The organism is Marivirga atlantica (genome assembly GCF_016734805.1).
GTDB classification, from domain to species: Bacteria; Bacteroidota; Bacteroidia; order Cytophagales; family Cyclobacteriaceae; genus Marivirga; species Marivirga atlantica.
On sequence record NZ_JAERQG010000006.1, the window covers coordinates 1 to 17,078 of the forward strand.

The window sequence follows — 17,078 nt, forward strand, 5'->3', positions numbered from 1 at the left end:
TCAGAATGAAGGCAAAAAGAAGGGAAAGCGGAATAGTTGTGGCGGTGATAATACCACCGCGGATGCTACCCAATAGTATTACCAAGGCAAATATCACAATGAGGGCACCCTCTAGAAGGTTCGTTTTTACTGTACTGGTAGTTCTTTCGATCAGGGAACTACGGTCAAGAAATGGTTTTATTTCCAAGCCTTCTGGCAAAGACTTCTGCACTTTTTTCATTCGTTCCTGTACATTCTGAATGACAGAATTAGGGTTGGCACCCTTGAGCATAAGCACCATACCCCCAACGGCTTCTTTACCATCCTGCGTAAAGGCTCCATAGCGCACTTGATTTCCGAAATGGACCTTTTCAGCAACATCTCCAATAGTTATGGGAATTCCGGTTTCATTTTTTATGACTATTTCTCTAATATCGTCCAAAGAACGAAGCAGGCCTTCTCCACGGATGAAATTGGCCATTTTATTTTTCTCAATATAGGCACCTCCAGTGTTTACATTGTTACGCTGCAAAGCTTCAAAGACTTCCGAAATGGATACATTGATAGCATTTAATTTTTCAGGGTTAATGGCTATTTCATATTGTTTAATTTTACCCCCAAAGGCATTTACATCTACCACACCATCCACCAAAGTCATTTGACGCTTTACAATCCAGTCTTGAATGGTTCGCAGTTCTGTAGGGGTATATACAGTATCATACCCAGGCTTTGGTTTTATGGTATATTGGTATATTTCTCCCAGACCTGTTGTAATGGGGCCCATAGAAGGGCTGCCGAACTTTTCAGGGATTTTGTCACGTACTTCGTTGAGTTTTTCCTGTACCAGTTGCCGGGGTTTGTATATCCCCATTTCGTCTTCAAATACGATAGTAACTACGGATAACCCAAAACGGGATACTGAACGGATTTCTGTAACGCCCGGCAGATTCCCCATGGCTAATTCCACCGGATAGGTGACGAACTGTTCTATATCTTCTGTGGCCAGATTTTGAGACACAGTCATCACCTGGACTTGGTTATTGGTAATGTCGGGTACTGATCCCAAATTGACCGTGTACATGGAGTAGATGCCTACTCCTATGAGGGCCAGCGTCATCAAGCCCACGATGAATTTATTCTTTATTGAAAAAGAAATGATTTTATTGATCATACGAGTTGTTTATTATTTGATATAGTGAATGAAAAAATGTATAAGCTTCACAATTATGACTAGTAATAATATTACCATCATAAGCGCGATGAAGAACCACTTAAGCACCAGTTTCAGTGTGATTTTTTTCTTTAGCTTTTTTCTTTTTTTCTTTTTATTTTTATTCAATTTTTTCAACTTTCTGAATAAGATTGAACATGATTAAAGGGATACCTTTGAAAAAAGGCACGTGAAGGGATGTTTAGCAAGCCATCAGGATGATTAAAAACCTTGCATCTTAATAAAAGACTTTATCGGTCAGACATACTGATCCTACTAAACGCGGGAAATTATGACATTGGAGGCTTGAGAAATCCAGAGATTTCAATGCTTCCGAAATCCTTAAAATAAGCACTGTGTAAAACAAGTAGTTTTTCAGGGTGGGTAAAGGCTATCCCTGAAGTAGATAAGAAATGTATGTGGCAGCAATGGCAAACGCAAAGTGGGGAACAACCGTCCCAACCCTGGTTATGGTCATGGTCATGATTATCAGCAGTATTAACTACAGTGATATTTTCTGAATTGTCCCTCTGAGGCACGGTATCCGCACAGGCCATTCCGGAGAGGGCAAGGAAATAAAAACTTAATATGTAAGCTGCGATCTTCACTGTTGCAAATATACGAATTAATTCAATGCAATGGTATTGCAAAAGTGAATTCTGAAAATTGGCTTTCTTGGTCTAAACGGAGCTATTGTACATTAGATTTACTCTGCCCGAGTAATACTTCTTTGGACTATGGATCTCCGTCTAGCCAACCGTGCCTGAGTACCAACAGCCACAAGGTCGTTGGCTAGATGTTTCTTACTTTTACTCTTTGCTCTAACATTATTGTTTTTAAACCATTGACCCAATATCCGATCCCATGGAGGGATAGGAATAAACCATGTTCCTGATGTCTGCAACTTTTAGTTTTGCCCGAATAGCCATAGCAAAAAGATTAATCATTTCTTCTGCATGGGGACCGATGATATGGGCTCCTAAAATGTGACCTTCTTTGTCGGAAATTACTTTATAAGCGTAAGTCGATTCATTGATCCGTTTGGCATTGTACCAGTTTGATGCAGAGCCATCCTTTACCTGATATTCCAGACTTGATTCTTTTGCCTGAGCTTCCGTCATGCCAACTGCAGCAAGTGTGGGCAAGGTAAAGACTACACTAGGCATTTCCGTATAGTCAGGCTTTTTGGAATTCCCACGGATAATATTGGCTGCTACTGCATGGCCTTCCAATACGGCTACAGGGGTTAAATTAAGCCCTTTACTGGCAGCCGCATCACCTGCTGCGTACACCCGCTCATTGGTTACACTTTGTAGGTATTTATTTACCTCAATCCCTTTCTTACCGTAGGAAATGTTTGCCTTTTCAAGGTTCATTCCATCCAATTCAGGCACTCTACCAGCAGCATTAACTACTAAGTCCGTTTGAACGACCTTTTCACCATTTTTTGATGCTGCCTTGACGGTAAACCCTTTATCCTTTTTTTCTACTGTAACAACATCCGACTCAAGGTGAAGCTCCATACCCAATTCTTCAGTTGCATTTACCAAATGCTTCACGATATCAGCTTCAAAGTTTTCCAAGGGCGTTTTGCCCCTGTGGAATATGGTTACTTTACTTCCCGCTCTGGCAGCTAGATGTGCAAATTCCATAGCAATGTAACCACCTCCTATAAAAGTGATTTCCTTAGGAAGCTCTTCCAGGTTTAGAAAATCTGTGCTGTCAATGGGTAACTCACCACCTGGTATATCCAGGATTACAGGTCGTGCACCTGTGGCTATTACGATTTTATCTGCTTCCAATAGGTTGTCTTCAATGCGGACAGTGTCTTCCGATTCAAAGCTGGCTGCTCCATGATACATGTCTACACCCGCTTTTTCATAACCTTTCTCTACATCTTTTGGCATTTTGGCAACAAAGTCGTTTTTGTAAGCCATCAAGTCTTGCCAGTTAATAGAGATATCACCTTGAATGCCGATCTCCTTCATTTTATATGCCCGGTCAATTATTTCAGCTGCTCCTACCAGTATTTTCTTGGGATCACAGCCGCGTAGCGCACACGTACCCCCGTAAGGTCTGGAGTCTGTAACAGCAGTCTTCAATCCTTTTTTAGCACATTTACTGGCAATGGTCATTCCAGCCATGCCTGATCCGATGACGATTAAATCATATTTTTTCATCAGCAGCAATTGTTTTTACCACCTTCTTGAATGGGAGGACATGAGACAGTTCCATAAGAGCAATACACACAGCAATCCCCGTCTTTTGGTTTTAAGACTTGGTTGCAACTTTTACACTCATAGAAGTACTGACATGCATCCGTTGGCATTGTTTCTTCTTTTTGCTGTCCACAATTCGGACAGGTAATAGTGGATTGTAAAACGATTTCTTTTTCCACTATTTGTCGTTGTTAGGTTTTAGTAATTCAGCTTTATAGCTGGTCTTTTCTTCAATGGCTGCAATGAGTTGCTCTGGTTGGGTCTTTTTAGGATCATAGTCAATCACTGCAATATCACCGGGATATTCCACCGAATTGTCTACAACACCTTTGGTTTCTTTCAAGACCTTGTATAGATGGCTGGCACAGCCCGCACAAGTGAGACCCGTGACTTTCAGCTTAACTGTCTCACTTTTCTGAGAGGACTTGGTTGTTGTAGAATTAGCAGAATGTGCCATTCCATATCCTGCAAGTAAGAAGAAAAATGTTAGGTTTAGAATGATAGTTTTCATTTTCATTTTCTATTTAAATTTTTTTCAATCAATGACTTTTTTATCAGTCACTGTATAGCCAGTAGCTTCCTCAATATTAGTCGCCAATTGATCAACGGATACTTTTGATTGGTCAAATTTGACTATAGCCATACCACTATCATAGGATGAAGATGCTTCGAGAACACCTTCACTATTATTAAGCGCAGCATTCACACTATGCTCACATCCGGTGCAGGTCATGCCTCTAATACTTAGCTCTGCATTCAGAATGTCATTTTCTTTCACCACAATAACGTTTGATGCATTGCTATTACCTGAAAAAAAGATGCCGGAATAGGATGGGAAAGCAAGCATCAGCACGGCAAAAACAGTAACGATTCCCAGAAACTTCTTAGACTGCCAAAAGGAAGGTTTTTCATCCTCTTCGCAAGCACACTCAATTTCCTCCTGGGTTCTGGGCCGTAATTTTTGATACCAGGCAAACCCTAATATCAAAATGGTGAGGCCTATTAAATAAGGTCTAAAAGGTTCCATCCACGAAAAGGATGAAGCAATGCCTCCAATCCCTGCCAGCGTGGCAAAAACAGGTGTGATACAACAAAGTGACGCTGTTATTGCCACCAACAAACCTGCCCCAACACTTTTGGAGGTTGTATTTGTTTGATTTGAATTGCTCATGATACTGATTCTTTTTTATGGTTATCCAACAAGCTTTTTAAGAAAGGCTTAATTACCTGTATATTTTCATCCACCAACGAGTAGAAAACCGTTTGGCCTACTTTCTTGTCTTTGACAAGCTTGCCGTCCTTTAGCTTACGCAAGTGCTGCGAAACTCCTCCTACAGATATATCCAGAATATCGCTCAGGTCACACGGACACATTTCTCCTTCTTTATGAAGAAGAAATAGAATTTTCAGTCTCGCAGCATTCCCTGAGAGATTGAATATCTGGGTTGTCTGGTCAAGCTGATCATCAAGTCGGTTTAGAGATTCCTTGCATTCCTTAATTTGGATAGGATCCGCTAATACTCTTATACAGGTTTTACTCATATTTTAATATTTTAGCAATTACTAAAACGTAAAGATATAAAGAAAGGTTCAGTGTTTCAGTAAATACTTAAATATTGTAAATAGTGTTACCATTATAACCTTGTTACTATACAGTTACTAGAATTATTTAATTATACTTACCTACTAAATGATGTGTCTCCGTTTTAACTAATGTTTATATTGTAACATGAAATCTATTATATATACTAGGGTCTCAAAAAAAGATCAAACGACTACCAGACAAGTCAACGATATGAAGTCGCTTAAGAACTTTGAAGTTATGAAGGTTTTTTCTGAGAAGATTTCAGGTTTTTCGGTTTCTGTCAATAAAAGACCAATACTGCAAAAAGCTCTTTTATATATAAAACAATATGAGATTGATTGTATAATGGTCTCAGAAGTATCTCGGTTAGGAAGAAATACACATGAAGTACTTGGCTTAATTGAGGAATTTAAAATGGAAAGAGTTTCCATTTATATACATAATATTGGGGCAACCATAAATAAAGAAGATTCTTCAAGTGAGATGTTTACTAAACTTATAGTAACTATTATGGCGGATCTAGCTAGACTTGAAAGTGAACAGATGAGTTATCGTATTAAATCTGGTATAAGGTCTAGAAAAGCAAAAGGTTTAACTACTGGTAGAAAAGTTGGATCGAAGGAGACTATAAATAAATTTTTATCCAAGCATCAGGATATACAAAAGTATTTATCCAAAGGGTATTCGTCCAGAGAAATCCAGAAATTGTGTAGATGTTCTCCAAATACTGTAAAGAAGGTCAAAGACTACCTTCAATCTTAAAAGCACAAATTAACGCAAATAAAAATGCCGAAAATAAAGATTTTAAAAAATCATGAAATACATCAATTTGACACTCCTAACTCACTGGTTCTTGAAAATCGCTTAGAATTATTTTCTTTAACAGATGGACCTAAAAAGAATGTTGATTTCACTAAATCGGAAAGTTTAATAGGTTATATAATTCTTAAAGGTTATTTCGTTGCAAATAACAGGTTTTACAAACCTGAAAAGTTTCATAGGGATGATATAAGGTATTGTTGTGAAAAATTCAATGTCAATCCAAATAAATTCCTTTCAAATCAAAACTGGTATAAGGAAGCTACTCTTCGTCTGCATAAAAATGATTTACTCAAGTATTTTAATTATAAATCTTTTCCATCCCAAAGGCTAGAAGTTCTAAATGAGGCAATTGAATTAGTTAAAAATGCAATCAGGCCTAAGAAGGTGCTACTTTCTCTTATAAGGTATTTATATGAAAACCGTATTGAGATTCCAGATTATGGCGTTCTATCTGGAATTATCACACAGGCTTTAAATCTACTTGAAGAAAATATTTCAAATGAATTAATGGATTTACTTGGAGATAAGGAAAAAGAGTTATTGAATGAATTTTTAAATATGACCGTAAATCCTGGTGAGGCATCGACTCATAATCCGTATTTGCTTACTAGTTTAAAAAAACCAAATCAGGAAAGTAATCCTAATAAATTAAAGGAAACAATTCAAGAATTCATGATTGTAGCTGATATGTTCAAACACTTTGAACCAATTCTCAGCAATTTCTCAATATCTGAAGCCCTAGTTAACTATTATGCTGGGTGGGTAATAATTGCTGAGCAACCTCAGTTTAATGCAATTACAAAAGATGAAACAAAATACCTATATGTATTGTCCCTTATTTCATATCAGTATCGAATAAGGCAAGATCTTTTTGTTGATATTTTCCTCAAAGGAATTCAATCATTTTTGAATAGAGTTGATAGAGATATTAAAAATGATTTTTTGAATCAAAAGCAAACGCCTATCAAGCATGTCAAGGAATCAAAGGAAAGAATAGTTAAAAATATAGAGAAAGGAGAAAATAAACTAAATAGAGTACGAGAAATACTACAATCACATCAATATGAGCCTAATGAAAAAATTAGCCTCGCATTGGGCATCATAGAATCAAATCCTGATTTGAAAGAGCAGATAATTAAAGAATTTGAGCTTTTAGAAAATTCAGTTTCACAGCGAATTAAAGATGAGATGTACTTTGAGAAAATTGAAAAAGGTTCTATGAGGTTAAGTAGGAGGTTAAAAGAGCTCTTTATTTCGATTCATTTCAATAAGGATGCATCTGAAAAAAAAATATATGAACCTGTAAGACATTATCAGTCAAAACAAGGAAATACAATATCCATCCCATTACTGACTTTTTTAAAGGATGATCAACGGAAATTCGTAGTAAATGAGAATGGTGTAAATTCTCGACTTTATAAACCACTTCTTTTGATTGAAGCCGCTAATCATATTAAGGCTGGTTCATTAAATCTGAAATTTTCAAATAATTACCGTTCTATAAACGACTATATGATTGAGGAAGAGATATGGAAAACAGATAAAGAATATCTTCTCAAAAGATCTAACCTAACTTCAATGATTGATTTTTCAAGAGTTATTCAGGAGTTAGAGCTAAAGATGGATAAACAATATCATATTACAAATGAAAATATTGAACAAAATCGATATATCTCTTTTAATAAAAATAATAAAGCTGTTGTAGAAACGCCAAAAAATAAAGAGGTTGATAATGAATTCATTCAAAATTTACTTTCAGAAGATGAAGTACTTCCGCTTATTAATGTGCTAGCTGATATATCTGAAGCTACAGAGTTTCTTGACTCATTTTCTCATTATAAAATGAAAGGAGGACAATTAGAAGACAATAAAGAAAGATTAATCGCAGGAATTGTAGCATTAGGATGCAATATTGGAGTAAGAAAAATGGGGAAGATTACAAAGTCAATTGGCGAAGAGAATTTAGTTAATACTATTAGATGGCATTTTTCGACACAAAATTTAAGTGAAGCTAATAGTAGAATTGTAGAGCTGACAGATAGATTATCAATTCCAAAACATTTAAAAGAAGTTGTGGAAGAATTACACACATCAAGTGATGGTCAAAAATTTGGAGTATCTGTCCCTTCGATACATTCAAGTTATTCATATAAATACTTCGGCACAGGTAAAGGAATTTCAGCATATACTTTTATAGATGAGTATAGCAGAGTGTTTTATGATACAGTTATTAGTTCAAGTGAAAGAGAAGCAGCATATGTTCTTGATGGATTACTTTATAATGAGGTAGTAGAAAGTACGATTCATAGTACAGATACCCATGGTTATACAGAGGTGGTGTTTGGAGTAGCTAATTCCTTGGGAATTGAATTTGCACCTAGAATTAAATCCCCTGGGAGTCAAATCATGTATTCTTTCAAAGGGAAGTCCCAAAAATATTACTTGGATAAAGGTTTTAAAATCTTACCGGATAAAGGAAAATACATCAACATTGAACTCTTAGAAGGACAATGGGACAACATACTTAGATTTTTGGTATCAATCAAAACAAAAAAAGTGTCAGCATCGGTTCTTTTAAAAAGGCTTAACTCATATTCAAAGAATCATCCTTTATATCAAGCTTTAAAGGAACTTGGAAGAATACATAAAACAATATTCTTATTGAAGTATTTCGATGATTCAGAGTATAGGCAACGGATCGAAAAGCAATTAAATAAAGGAGAGCTTTGGCATAAATTCGCCAAGGATGTTTGGTTTGGAAATAACCAAGAATTTAATGTTGGTGAAAGAGAGGCTCAAGAATTGGCATTAAGCTGCAGAAATCTAATACAAAACTCAATTCTGTTATGGAATTATTTAAGCTTAACAAAAAAGCTATCGCAATTACCCGCAGAGGAAAGCTTAAAAATAATTGAAAATATGAGTGCAACAAATCTAATTTCATGGAAGCACATAAATATACATGGTGAATATAATTTTGAATCAATAAATAATAAAGTAGCTGTATTTGATATTCGGCAACTTATAGGTTACGAAATAACTTAAAATACTGTTAATCAATTAATTGCGAAATATGGCCTACTTTTGTTGAGGGCCTATACAGGGTGTTGCCAACAGCTTCGGAAGTGCCGCCAGTATATTAGGTTTAGTTGCCGGAGGATTTATATTCGGCTTAATTCAACAGCAGATATTTATCTTATCATGTATTACTATGGGTATTGTATTAATAGTAGGCTTATTTATGAAGGTTGAGGACTAACGCTTTTTAAAAGAAAAAGAGCTGGTGATCATCACTTTAGCTCCATAAGATATAGTTAAACCTACTAGCATTCCTCCAAAGAAACCATATGATTCTTCAGTTATTGAAGTAATATAAATTAGCACTAAGCCAACCATCAAAATAATAAAACCAATAATCCTGTTCATATCAAAAAGTAAAAAGCCCTACTCAAAAGTAGGGCGTTAATTTATTGTTCTAAAATGATCGCAAAAATAAGAGGTGCCACAATAGTGGCATCTGATTCCACAATGAATTTAGGAGTAGTAATATCTAATTTACCCCAGGTGATTTTTTCATTAGGAACAGCTCCTGAATAAGAACCATAGCTTGTTGTAGAATCAGAAATCTGGCAGAAATAGCTCCAGAAGGGAACATCAGTATATTCTAAATCTTGATAAAGCATCGGTACTACGCAGATAGGGAAATCCCCAGCTATACCACCACCTATTTGGAAGAAACCAACACCTTCAGTACCGGCATTAGTCTTATACCAATCAGCTAAGAATGTCATATATTCAATACCAGACTTCATGGTAGAAGGCTTAAGCTCACCTTTCACACAATAGCTCGCAAAGATATTACCCATGGTACTATCTTCCCAACCTGGTACAACAATAGGTAGGTTCTTTTCAGCAGCAGCCACCATCCAGCTATCTTTAGGATCTATCTCGTAATATTGCTCCAGTACGCCAGATTTTATCAACTTATACATAAACTCATGAGGAAAGAATCTTTCACCATTCTCTTCAGCATCTTTCCATATTTTGAAAATATGCTTTTGTAATCTTCTGAATGCCTCTTCCTCAGGTATACAAGTATCAGTAACTCTATTCAGGCCTTTTTCTAATAAGTCCCACTCTTCTTTTGGTGTTAAATCTCTATAGTTAGGAACTCTCTTGTAATGGCTGTGAGCTACCAAATTCATTAAATCTTCCTCCAGATTGGCTCCTGTACAACTGATAATATCTATTTTTCCCTGACGAATCATTTCTGCTAAAGAAATTCCCATTTCAGCAGTTGACATAGCGCCTGCCAGAGTCACCATCATCTTTTTACCACTCTCAACATGTGATTTGTAGGCTTCAGCAGCATCAATGAGTGCAGCTGCGTTAAAATGACGATAATTATGTTTTAAAAATTTAGTAATTTCCATAGTTGCTGTTTTCAGCAAAAATAAGAAAATAACAACACTACATATAAGAATTGAGCACCGATGTGATGTTTTTTTTGAGTAGTCCCTTTAAAGGAAGTTGACGTAGCTTTGAAACTAAAATGGAACCATAAGTGGTAGTTAGCAACATGCTTACCATATCCTCTACATGAGATGATTTTGTGATTTCAGTATTAAAAATTGCTTCAAGCAGATGTTTTTCCAGAAGTTTATCAAATGATAATATCTCTTGTTTAATCGCCTCTTCCGAATTAGGAAATAATAAGGCCTTTTCTGCTTTTTTAATACTGATTGGTTTTAAGACAGTATCAGCCACCGCATAATATTTAATCAAATGCTGCATTAAAGAAGGGTGTTTCTGGCAGAGATCAGCATATTGATCAAAAATATAATTTACCGCTTTGAGTCCTTTAATTTGTTGTTCGTTTAAGTGAACAGAGGTTCTAAACGCCCAAACCCTCAAAAGGTAAAGTAACACATCTTCCTTTTGAGGAAAATACCTAAAGAAGGTAACCTTTGAAATTCCAACTTCTTTGCAAATATCGCTTACGTGAATGTCATTGAAATTTCTCTTTTGAAGCTGCTGCTTCGTTTTATCTAAAATCAGCAATTTGAGCTTTGCTGACTTACGTTCCCTTAAAGATATATCAAGTTTAGCCATTGCTAATTCTTGATAATTGTAAATTCCACTCTTCTATTCAGCTTTCTGGTTGCTTCAGATCTATTACTGGCAATAGGTCTAGAGCCACCATAGCCTTTGCTTTTTAAGCGTTTGGCGCTAACTCCTTTATTAATCAAATAATCCTGAACAGTATCTGAACGTTTTTGCGAAAGCTCAATATTTAATTTTGAACTACCGGTATTGTCCGTGTGTCCTGACAGTTCAATCTCTATATTAGGGTTCTTTTTAAGCATACCAGCAACTCTATCAAGTTCTTCATAAGAACTCTCTAACATATCAGCAGTCCCCCTTTTAAAAAGTACACTTTCGAGTTGTATAGTCGTACCCTTTTCTAATCTCACCAAAGAAAAAGTTACCTCCGAACTATTACTTAAGGTATCAGTTTTAAGCATTTTCTGCTCATCAAGATAGCCTTCAGCATCAATATCCACAGTATAAACAGAGTCTTTCCATAATTTTGTTTGATAAGATGAACCCGAACCTAAAACTATTTCAGAAAAAGAGCTTCTGTTCAATTCATTAATTCCCTTTATAATCAACTGCGGATTTAGTGCATTACCTGTTAATCCATCGATTACATTGATCTTAACGGATATTTTAGGTCTCTCTTCTTTAGAGTCACTATTTTTGCCACTATATGGAATAATAGGCTTTGCAGAAGCCGTCATTGTTTCTTCTAATGTTTTCTCCAGCTGTATATCATCAGGCAATTTTGTTACAAGAATATTGCCCAAGCCAATACTATTCACAGTATTCACCATATAAGCCTGTTCTGTGTTATCGGCCAATCTGTAGTACCAATCTGCTCCCTCGGTATTCAAGATTTCTACATTTTCCGGTTCTGACCATGTAGTCCAGGTAGCATCCATGCGTTTTGAAACAAACACATCACGGCTACCTTTACCCTCTCTGCCATTTGAGCTGAAAAATAGCGTTTTATTATCACTTGCTAAGTATGGCGTTAACTCCTGAGCTTTGGTATTAATGTCAACTCCCAGGTTTCGCACTTCAGTCCATCTGTCGATAGACTTTCTAAAGGCATAGTAAATATCTTCATTACCTTTTGTATCAAAGCTTTGAAGACTTAAAACCATTATTTTTCCATCTCTTGAGAGACTCCCTGAGAGATGATCAGATTTATTCTTGTAATATGGGATATCAACTGACTTAGGTTCGCTCCAATTTTCACCTATTTTTCTCGAATAGGAAATTCCACCCTTTTTAGGACTCTCATAGTTACCAGTAACATACATTATAGAACCATCAGGTGTTATGCCTATAACACTGTTAAATTCATGATTATTTAAAGGACCAACAACCCGCTCAGCAGGAGTCCATTCATTATTAACTCTTTTACTAAACCAAATATCTCCTTTGTCTCTCTCTCCACCGGCATTTGTAGGATGATTCATTTTTGTAAAGTAAAGAATATCACCTTCTGGTGCTAAAACAGGAGAAATATCATCATAAATACTTTCCAAAGTAGATACTAGGGTTGGTTGTGCGGCATTTTGCGCTGAAAGTACAGTAACATTCAGTAGACAAAATAAGACATATATGTAAAATACATTTTTCATCCTCAAAAATTATCTTTAGTAAGCTAGCTTTAAAGTAATCATCTCACAATCACATTTTTATAAAAAACTTACAGGTGCAATAAACTAACCTTCACAATCAAAAAACAGTCCAGCTAGAAACTGTCAACTATCCATTTACTTTAATACAACTGTAATGAAAGTTTAAATGTATTAAAGTACTACAATAAATACAAGCACTTTTTTCATTAATAATCAGTAAGTTATATATAATTATATAGATAAAAGTTGACAACAAAGCAAAACTAATCAGTTACAAAAATGATATAAGTTGATTGCAATTTTAAGTAATAACAAAAATACTTTTTAGGATGGTTCCAGAAAGATTAGTAGCGGATGAGAACTCAGATAAGATATTTCTTGCGATACGCTAGAACTTAGTAAAGTTTCTAAAAAATTTCTTTTTCTCTTAAGCAGTACAAGCAGCTCACCCTCCTGCTCATTAACAAATTCTTCAATACCATGGCTGATATCAGACTTATATTCTTTCAAATAGTAGCTCATTTTATCATAGCCTAAAAAGGTTGATAGCTCTTCTTTAAACCTTTCATAAGTCTGTTCATTCATTTCATTGTTAGAGTGGCTTACGTGCACAACCTTTATTCTACTCTTAAAATTATAAATAAAGCTAACTAATCTTTGAAGCGTGACTCTGTCATGCTTGGAATAGTCAGATGCATAAACCACCGAATTGAATCCATTGAATTGAGCTTGAATAGGCACGGTCATTACAGGTACATTACTGGTATCAACTGTTCTAATGGTTCTACTACCTATTACAGTTTCTTTATTATAACCATTACCCTGAGTACCCATAACTACATAGTCAATATCATTCTTGGCAGTGTATTTATTGATAGATTCATTGACATCGCCAACTGTGATTACATAATCACAATTTACTTCAAAGTTCCTCTCAGTTTCATCTGCCAACACTCTTAATTTGTGTTGCGCATAATCCTTCATATCAGTAAATGAATGAGCATCCTTTTCAGATTCAATGGCGTTAGAAAACTCTTTTTCTGAAAATACATGCATCAGTGTTAGATTCCCCTTTCTAACCTGAAGAATATTAGCCGCAAACTCTAAGGCATTTAGAGAATAAGGTGAGAAATCAACAGGGCATAAAATATTATCCATCAGACTAATACATTAATAATTTGAATTTATGAAAAAATTGCTCTTTTCAATATTTACTCACGGATTTATTTCCTTTTAAATAGAACCTCCACGGTAATAATGCATCTTCTTCTGCATAATCAATTCCTATCCTAGTAGTCGCTACTATCTCTGAGGCATGTACATCCAAGTCATTTTCAATCCATGTATCACTGGATGATGCCAAATAAATGCCATTTCTAACCTTATTAATGCCTAATGCTTTAGTAAGTTTTCCGGGTCCTGCACAAAGCTTATAATCTGCCTGCTTAGTTTTTACCCTACTATGCATTTCATCCAGTCCTTCTGTGGGCATTAGCGCTCTAACTAGCACTGCATCAGCAATTCCCTCAACATTAGTTACAACATTAAACAAATGATGAATGCCATAGCAAAGATAAATATAAGCTGTACCGCCCTTCTGATACATAGTTGAGGTTCGTTTAGTAAACCTACCTAAATGAGCATGACAGGCTTTATCGTTTCTCCCTGAATAAGCTTCAGTTTCAACTATGATACCAGAAGTATAAACACCATCTATATGTGAACATAACTTTTTACCGAGCAGGTCTTGAGCTACTCTTACAACATCATCTGATAAATAGAAACTTGCTTTGAGTTTGTTACCTTTCTTCATTCACATTAAAAACTAACCTTTTACAACATAGTTCGTTCATATGGCAGACTAAAAAACACTAAACCTATTAATTATGAAAAGAAAATTATTATTCTCGCTTCTTTTAGCGACAGTATTATTCACCTATCAATCTGTAGCTCAGATTAATACACCAATGCCATCTCCTAAAGCCAAAACTGAATCTACCGTTGGATTAACGGATATTAGCATCAGTTATTTTAGACCTAGTGTTAAAGGAAGAGCTATTTTCGGAGAAGGTAATGATTACCTACAACCTTATGGCCAACTATGGAGAGCTGGAGCCAATAGTGGATCCGTACTTTCGTTAAGTACAGATGTAAAAATTGCCGGTAAAGAAGTAAAAGCTGGTGACTACCTGATTTTTATGACTCCTGGTAAAGACATGTGGGAATTTAAACTTTACACTGACCTTTCCTTGGGAGGAAACGTAGCTGGTTATGATGACTCAAAAGAAGCACTTTCAGTAAGTGTAGAGCCAAAGAAATTGGCTGAGCCTGTAGAGTCTCTGACTTACATGATTTCTGATATTAGTGAGGATAATACAATGGCTAATATTCATTTTATGTGGGAAAATACTTCTGTAAAAGTACCTGTTGAAGTTTCATTTGATGACATTGTGATGGCTGATATTGAAGCTAAAACTAAGGTAAACCCTAGAAACTTATTGGCAGCAGCTAACTATTACCTTACTGCTGATAAAGATTTAGAGCAGGCCTTAAAGTGGATAAATGCTTATTTGGCTGAAGGTAACAACAGCCAGCAATTCTGGAATGTACATACTAAAGCTCAGATACTCGCAAAAATGGGTAAAACCAAAGAAGCGAAAGAAGTGGCAAAGAAATCAATGGAGCTAGCAAAAGCATCTCCTAATGGTGACTTTGGATATGTGAAAAGAAACGAAGATTTGATTAAGAGTTTATAATCATAAACTTCAAATAAATTTTGAAAGTGGTAATTGGTGAGAATCAATTACCATTTTTTATTACAGATCAGCTAAGTTTAATATTTTCACTTCCGCTCTCCTACTTTTATCATCCGTTCCACTAAGCACTCCGAACCCTCTGGCCGCCAATCGATCTTCTTCAACACCTTGCTCAACAAAAAATTGTAGAACAGCCTGAGCTCTTTTGTTAGATAGTTCAAGATTGTACCTCGCATTTCCATCTGCTGAAGAGAAAGCAGAAATTTGCACACCAAGATTCGTGTTTCCCTTCAAAAAAGTAGACATGTCTTTTAATTTGGCTTCATATTCTTGATCTACCATACTTGAATTAACATCAAAATACACCTGATAGGCAGCAATGCTTAGAACAGAATCAATTAGCTGCTTGGTTTTTAAGTCTTCGTCAGTAACATAGTTGTTCTCTTTCTCCTGAAGCTTAACTATGCGAGAACGAGCTGTTTGTCCAAGGTTGCCAGTATATTTCACCATATAGATATCGGTAAAACCTTGACCTTCCTCTCTTACCGAAGCCAAATAACCTCTTTTACCATCTTTAGAAGGATGGAAATACACCTCATCATCAACAGTATTTACAGGATACCCCAGATTCTCAGGCTTACCCCATTTCTGGTCTTTATCGTTATAAACTGTTTTAAAAACATCAAAGCCTCCAAAGCCTTTTTGGCCTTTACTACTGAAATATAATGTGATTCCATCATTAGCTAAATAAGGTCCATCCTCATCGTATTTAGTATTGATTACAGGCCCCATATTAAAAGGACGCATCCACTTTCCATTCTCCTTATAACAACCATAAATATCGAATCCCCCAAAGCCTCCAGGTCTGTTAGAGGCAAATAGCATAAATTCTCCATCAGCAGATATGCAAACAGATTGCTCTGAAAAACCTTCTGAGTTTATTCTTCCTTCGATTGGTCTTGGTTTACTCCACTCTTCATTTTCGTTCTCGGTAGAATAGAAAATATCTCCTCTTCCCTCATCAGAGTAAATGTATAAGGTTTTACCATCTCTGGTTAAATAAAGGTTAGAGTCGTGATACAGTGTATTGATATTGGTCCCTATGTTTTTAGCATCATCCCACGTTACACCCTTCCTTTTTGAGATAAAGATATCTTCAAAGTAGAAGTTATCAGAATCTACATTCTCATTGGTATTATCCTGCTGCCTTCGGGAAGTAAAGATCATAACTGTTTCATCTTCATTTAGAACAGGAGCATAATCAGGCCAAGCTGAATTAATACTTTCACCTACATTTTCAATTGTATACAAAGTAGGCATGTCAATTATTTCCATACCGTTTAAGCATTCTGAAATTCGCTCATTTACTATGCTTAAACCTGTTCTATCTCCACCTCTGTAACCTTTATTAGCCAGTAATCTTTTCTTGTAGGCTTGAAAGTATTTTAGGGCTTTTTCAAATTCTAACCCATATTGATAACCACGCCCCAGTAAGTAGTCAATGTTAAATTTATATCTGGGATTTAGTCGTTTTACGCGCTCAAAATACTTAGTAGAATAATCCCGGTTTACCGTTTCGAGGTACAATCGGCCAGCCATGAAATTAGCTCTTACATTATTGGTATCAGCCTCTACAGCTTGTACATATATCTCTTTAGCAATTTCTATGGCATCCTTGGCTTCGGCATATACCTGATCAGCCTGCTCCATGTATATTTTGGATAGTTCAGGATCTTGCGACTGAGCAAAAAAAGGACTCAGTGAAAGGATAAGAATTAAATAGTTTTTGCGTAACAA

17 protein-coding genes are annotated in these 17,078 nt (G+C 35.8%); 3 read left to right on the plus strand and 14 right to left on the minus strand.

The features are described 5' to 3' along the window. From JKP34_RS17395 to JKP34_RS17420, 7 genes are all read right to left on the minus strand, one after another. Positions 1-1,150 (minus strand): efflux RND transporter permease subunit (locus JKP34_RS17395; RefSeq protein ID WP_201924318.1); only part of this gene is annotated, 1,150 nt, incomplete at its 3' end. Between the two features lie 329 nt (positions 1,151-1,479). Beyond that, positions 1,480-1,797 carry a DUF6660 family protein gene (locus tag JKP34_RS17400; RefSeq protein ID WP_201924320.1) on the minus strand — a complete coding sequence of 106 codons (318 nt, stop codon included), beginning with the start codon at positions 1,795-1,797 and terminating at the stop codon, positions 1,480-1,482. A gap of 228 nt (positions 1,798-2,025) precedes the next feature. Beyond that, on the minus strand, positions 2,026-3,369 hold the full coding sequence (locus JKP34_RS17405) for a dihydrolipoyl dehydrogenase family protein (protein WP_201924322.1): 1,344 nt from the start codon (positions 3,367-3,369) through the stop codon (positions 2,026-2,028). Next, on the minus strand, positions 3,369-3,587 hold the full coding sequence (locus tag JKP34_RS18250) for a GDCCVxC domain-containing (seleno)protein (protein WP_317193726.1): 219 nt from the start codon (positions 3,585-3,587) through the stop codon (positions 3,369-3,371). The genes JKP34_RS17405 and JKP34_RS18250 overlap by 1 nt, the downstream gene beginning before the upstream one ends. Next, positions 3,587-3,919, minus strand: a complete 333-nt coding sequence (locus JKP34_RS17410) for a heavy-metal-associated domain-containing protein (protein ID WP_201924324.1) — start codon at positions 3,917-3,919, stop codon at positions 3,587-3,589. Before JKP34_RS17410 ends, JKP34_RS18250 begins: the two co-directional genes overlap by 1 nt. A gap of 24 nt (positions 3,920-3,943) precedes the next feature. Beyond that, positions 3,944-4,579: a mercuric transport protein MerTP gene (gene merTP, locus JKP34_RS17415; protein ID WP_201924326.1), complete on the minus strand. Its 636-nt coding sequence runs from the start codon at positions 4,577-4,579 to the stop codon at positions 3,944-3,946. Further along, on the minus strand, positions 4,576-4,950 hold the full coding sequence (locus JKP34_RS17420; RefSeq protein WP_201924328.1) for an ArsR/SmtB family transcription factor: 375 nt from the start codon (positions 4,948-4,950) through the stop codon (positions 4,576-4,578). The genes merTP and JKP34_RS17420 overlap by 4 nt, the downstream gene beginning before the upstream one ends. Before the next feature lie 187 nt (positions 4,951-5,137). Here JKP34_RS17420 and JKP34_RS17425 point away from each other — a divergent pair, with 187 nt between their 5' ends. Then, positions 5,138-5,755 carry a recombinase family protein gene (locus tag JKP34_RS17425; RefSeq protein WP_201924330.1) on the plus strand — a complete coding sequence of 206 codons (618 nt, stop codon included), beginning with the start codon at positions 5,138-5,140 and terminating at the stop codon, positions 5,753-5,755. Between the two features lie 24 nt (positions 5,756-5,779). Then, positions 5,780-8,860 carry a Tn3 family transposase gene (locus JKP34_RS17430; protein WP_201924332.1) on the plus strand — a complete coding sequence of 1,027 codons (3,081 nt, stop codon included), beginning with the start codon at positions 5,780-5,782 and terminating at the stop codon, positions 8,858-8,860. A gap of 210 nt (positions 8,861-9,070) precedes the next feature. Here JKP34_RS17430 and JKP34_RS17435 read toward each other — a convergent pair whose 3' ends face one another. The 6 genes from JKP34_RS17435 to JKP34_RS17460 form a co-directional block, all read right to left on the minus strand. Beyond that, on the minus strand, positions 9,071-9,241 hold the full coding sequence (locus tag JKP34_RS17435; protein WP_201924334.1) for a hypothetical protein: 171 nt from the start codon (positions 9,239-9,241) through the stop codon (positions 9,071-9,073). 41 nt (positions 9,242-9,282) lie between these two features. Continuing rightward, complete coding sequence (locus JKP34_RS17440; RefSeq protein WP_201924347.1) at positions 9,283-10,248, minus strand: deoxyhypusine synthase family protein; 966 nt, start codon at positions 10,246-10,248, stop codon at positions 9,283-9,285. 37 nt (positions 10,249-10,285) lie between these two features. Next, positions 10,286-10,927, minus strand: a complete 642-nt coding sequence (locus tag JKP34_RS17445; protein ID WP_201924349.1) for a TetR/AcrR family transcriptional regulator — start codon at positions 10,925-10,927, stop codon at positions 10,286-10,288. A gap of 2 nt (positions 10,928-10,929) precedes the next feature. Beyond that, the gene (locus JKP34_RS17450; RefSeq protein WP_201924351.1) at positions 10,930-12,525 is read right to left on the minus strand and encodes an OmpA family protein; all 1,596 of its coding nucleotides are present in this window, start codon (positions 12,523-12,525) and stop codon (positions 10,930-10,932) included. Between the two features lie 324 nt (positions 12,526-12,849). Then, positions 12,850-13,683, minus strand: coding sequence for a universal stress protein (locus JKP34_RS17455; RefSeq protein WP_201924353.1), 834 nt, complete (start codon positions 13,681-13,683; stop codon positions 12,850-12,852). 46 nt (positions 13,684-13,729) lie between these two features. Continuing rightward, positions 13,730-14,338 carry a DNA-3-methyladenine glycosylase gene (locus tag JKP34_RS17460; protein WP_201924356.1) on the minus strand — a complete coding sequence of 203 codons (609 nt, stop codon included), beginning with the start codon at positions 14,336-14,338 and terminating at the stop codon, positions 13,730-13,732. Between the two features lie 73 nt (positions 14,339-14,411). Here JKP34_RS17460 and JKP34_RS17465 point away from each other — a divergent pair, with 73 nt between their 5' ends. Beyond that, a complete protein-coding gene (locus tag JKP34_RS17465) occupies positions 14,412-15,281 on the plus strand; it encodes a DUF2911 domain-containing protein (RefSeq protein ID WP_201924363.1) in 870 nt (289 codons plus the stop codon). Between the two features lie 60 nt (positions 15,282-15,341). Here the strand turns inward: JKP34_RS17465 and JKP34_RS17470 are convergent, their stop codons facing one another. Then, a complete protein-coding gene (locus JKP34_RS17470; RefSeq protein WP_236665059.1) occupies positions 15,342-17,078 on the minus strand; it encodes an OmpA family protein in 1,737 nt (578 codons plus the stop codon).

Excerpts from the sequence above, each read along its gene's own strand:
- JKP34_RS17440 (WP_201924347.1), bottom strand. The coding sequence starts at position 10,248 with ATGGAAATTACTAAATTTTTAAAACATAATTATCGTCATTTTAACGCA.
- JKP34_RS17445 (WP_201924349.1), bottom strand. The coding sequence starts at position 10,927 with ATGGCTAAACTTGATATATCTTTAAGGGAACGTAAGTCAGCAAAGCTC.
- JKP34_RS17465 (WP_201924363.1), top strand. The coding sequence starts at position 14,412 with ATGAAAAGAAAATTATTATTCTCGCTTCTTTTAGCGACAGTATTATTC.
- JKP34_RS17405 (WP_201924322.1), bottom strand. The coding sequence starts at position 3,369 with ATGAAAAAATATGATTTAATCGTCATCGGATCAGGCATGGCTGGAATG.
- JKP34_RS17450 (WP_201924351.1), bottom strand. The coding sequence starts at position 12,525 with ATGAAAAATGTATTTTACATATATGTCTTATTTTGTCTACTGAATGTT.
- JKP34_RS17455 (WP_201924353.1), bottom strand. The coding sequence starts at position 13,683 with ATGGATAATATTTTATGCCCTGTTGATTTCTCACCTTATTCTCTAAAT.
- JKP34_RS17410 (WP_201924324.1), bottom strand. The coding sequence starts at position 3,919 with ATGAAAACTATCATTCTAAACCTAACATTTTTCTTCTTACTTGCAGGA.
- JKP34_RS17420 (WP_201924328.1), bottom strand. The coding sequence starts at position 4,950 with ATGAGTAAAACCTGTATAAGAGTATTAGCGGATCCTATCCAAATTAAG.
- JKP34_RS17430 (WP_201924332.1), top strand. The coding sequence starts at position 5,780 with ATGCCGAAAATAAAGATTTTAAAAAATCATGAAATACATCAATTTGAC.
- JKP34_RS17435 (WP_201924334.1), bottom strand. The coding sequence starts at position 9,241 with ATGAACAGGATTATTGGTTTTATTATTTTGATGGTTGGCTTAGTGCTA.
- JKP34_RS17425 (WP_201924330.1), top strand. The coding sequence starts at position 5,138 with ATGAAATCTATTATATATACTAGGGTCTCAAAAAAAGATCAAACGACT.
- JKP34_RS17460 (WP_201924356.1), bottom strand. The coding sequence starts at position 14,338 with ATGAAGAAAGGTAACAAACTCAAAGCAAGTTTCTATTTATCAGATGAT.
- merTP (WP_201924326.1), bottom strand. The coding sequence starts at position 4,579 with ATGAGCAATTCAAATCAAACAAATACAACCTCCAAAAGTGTTGGGGCA.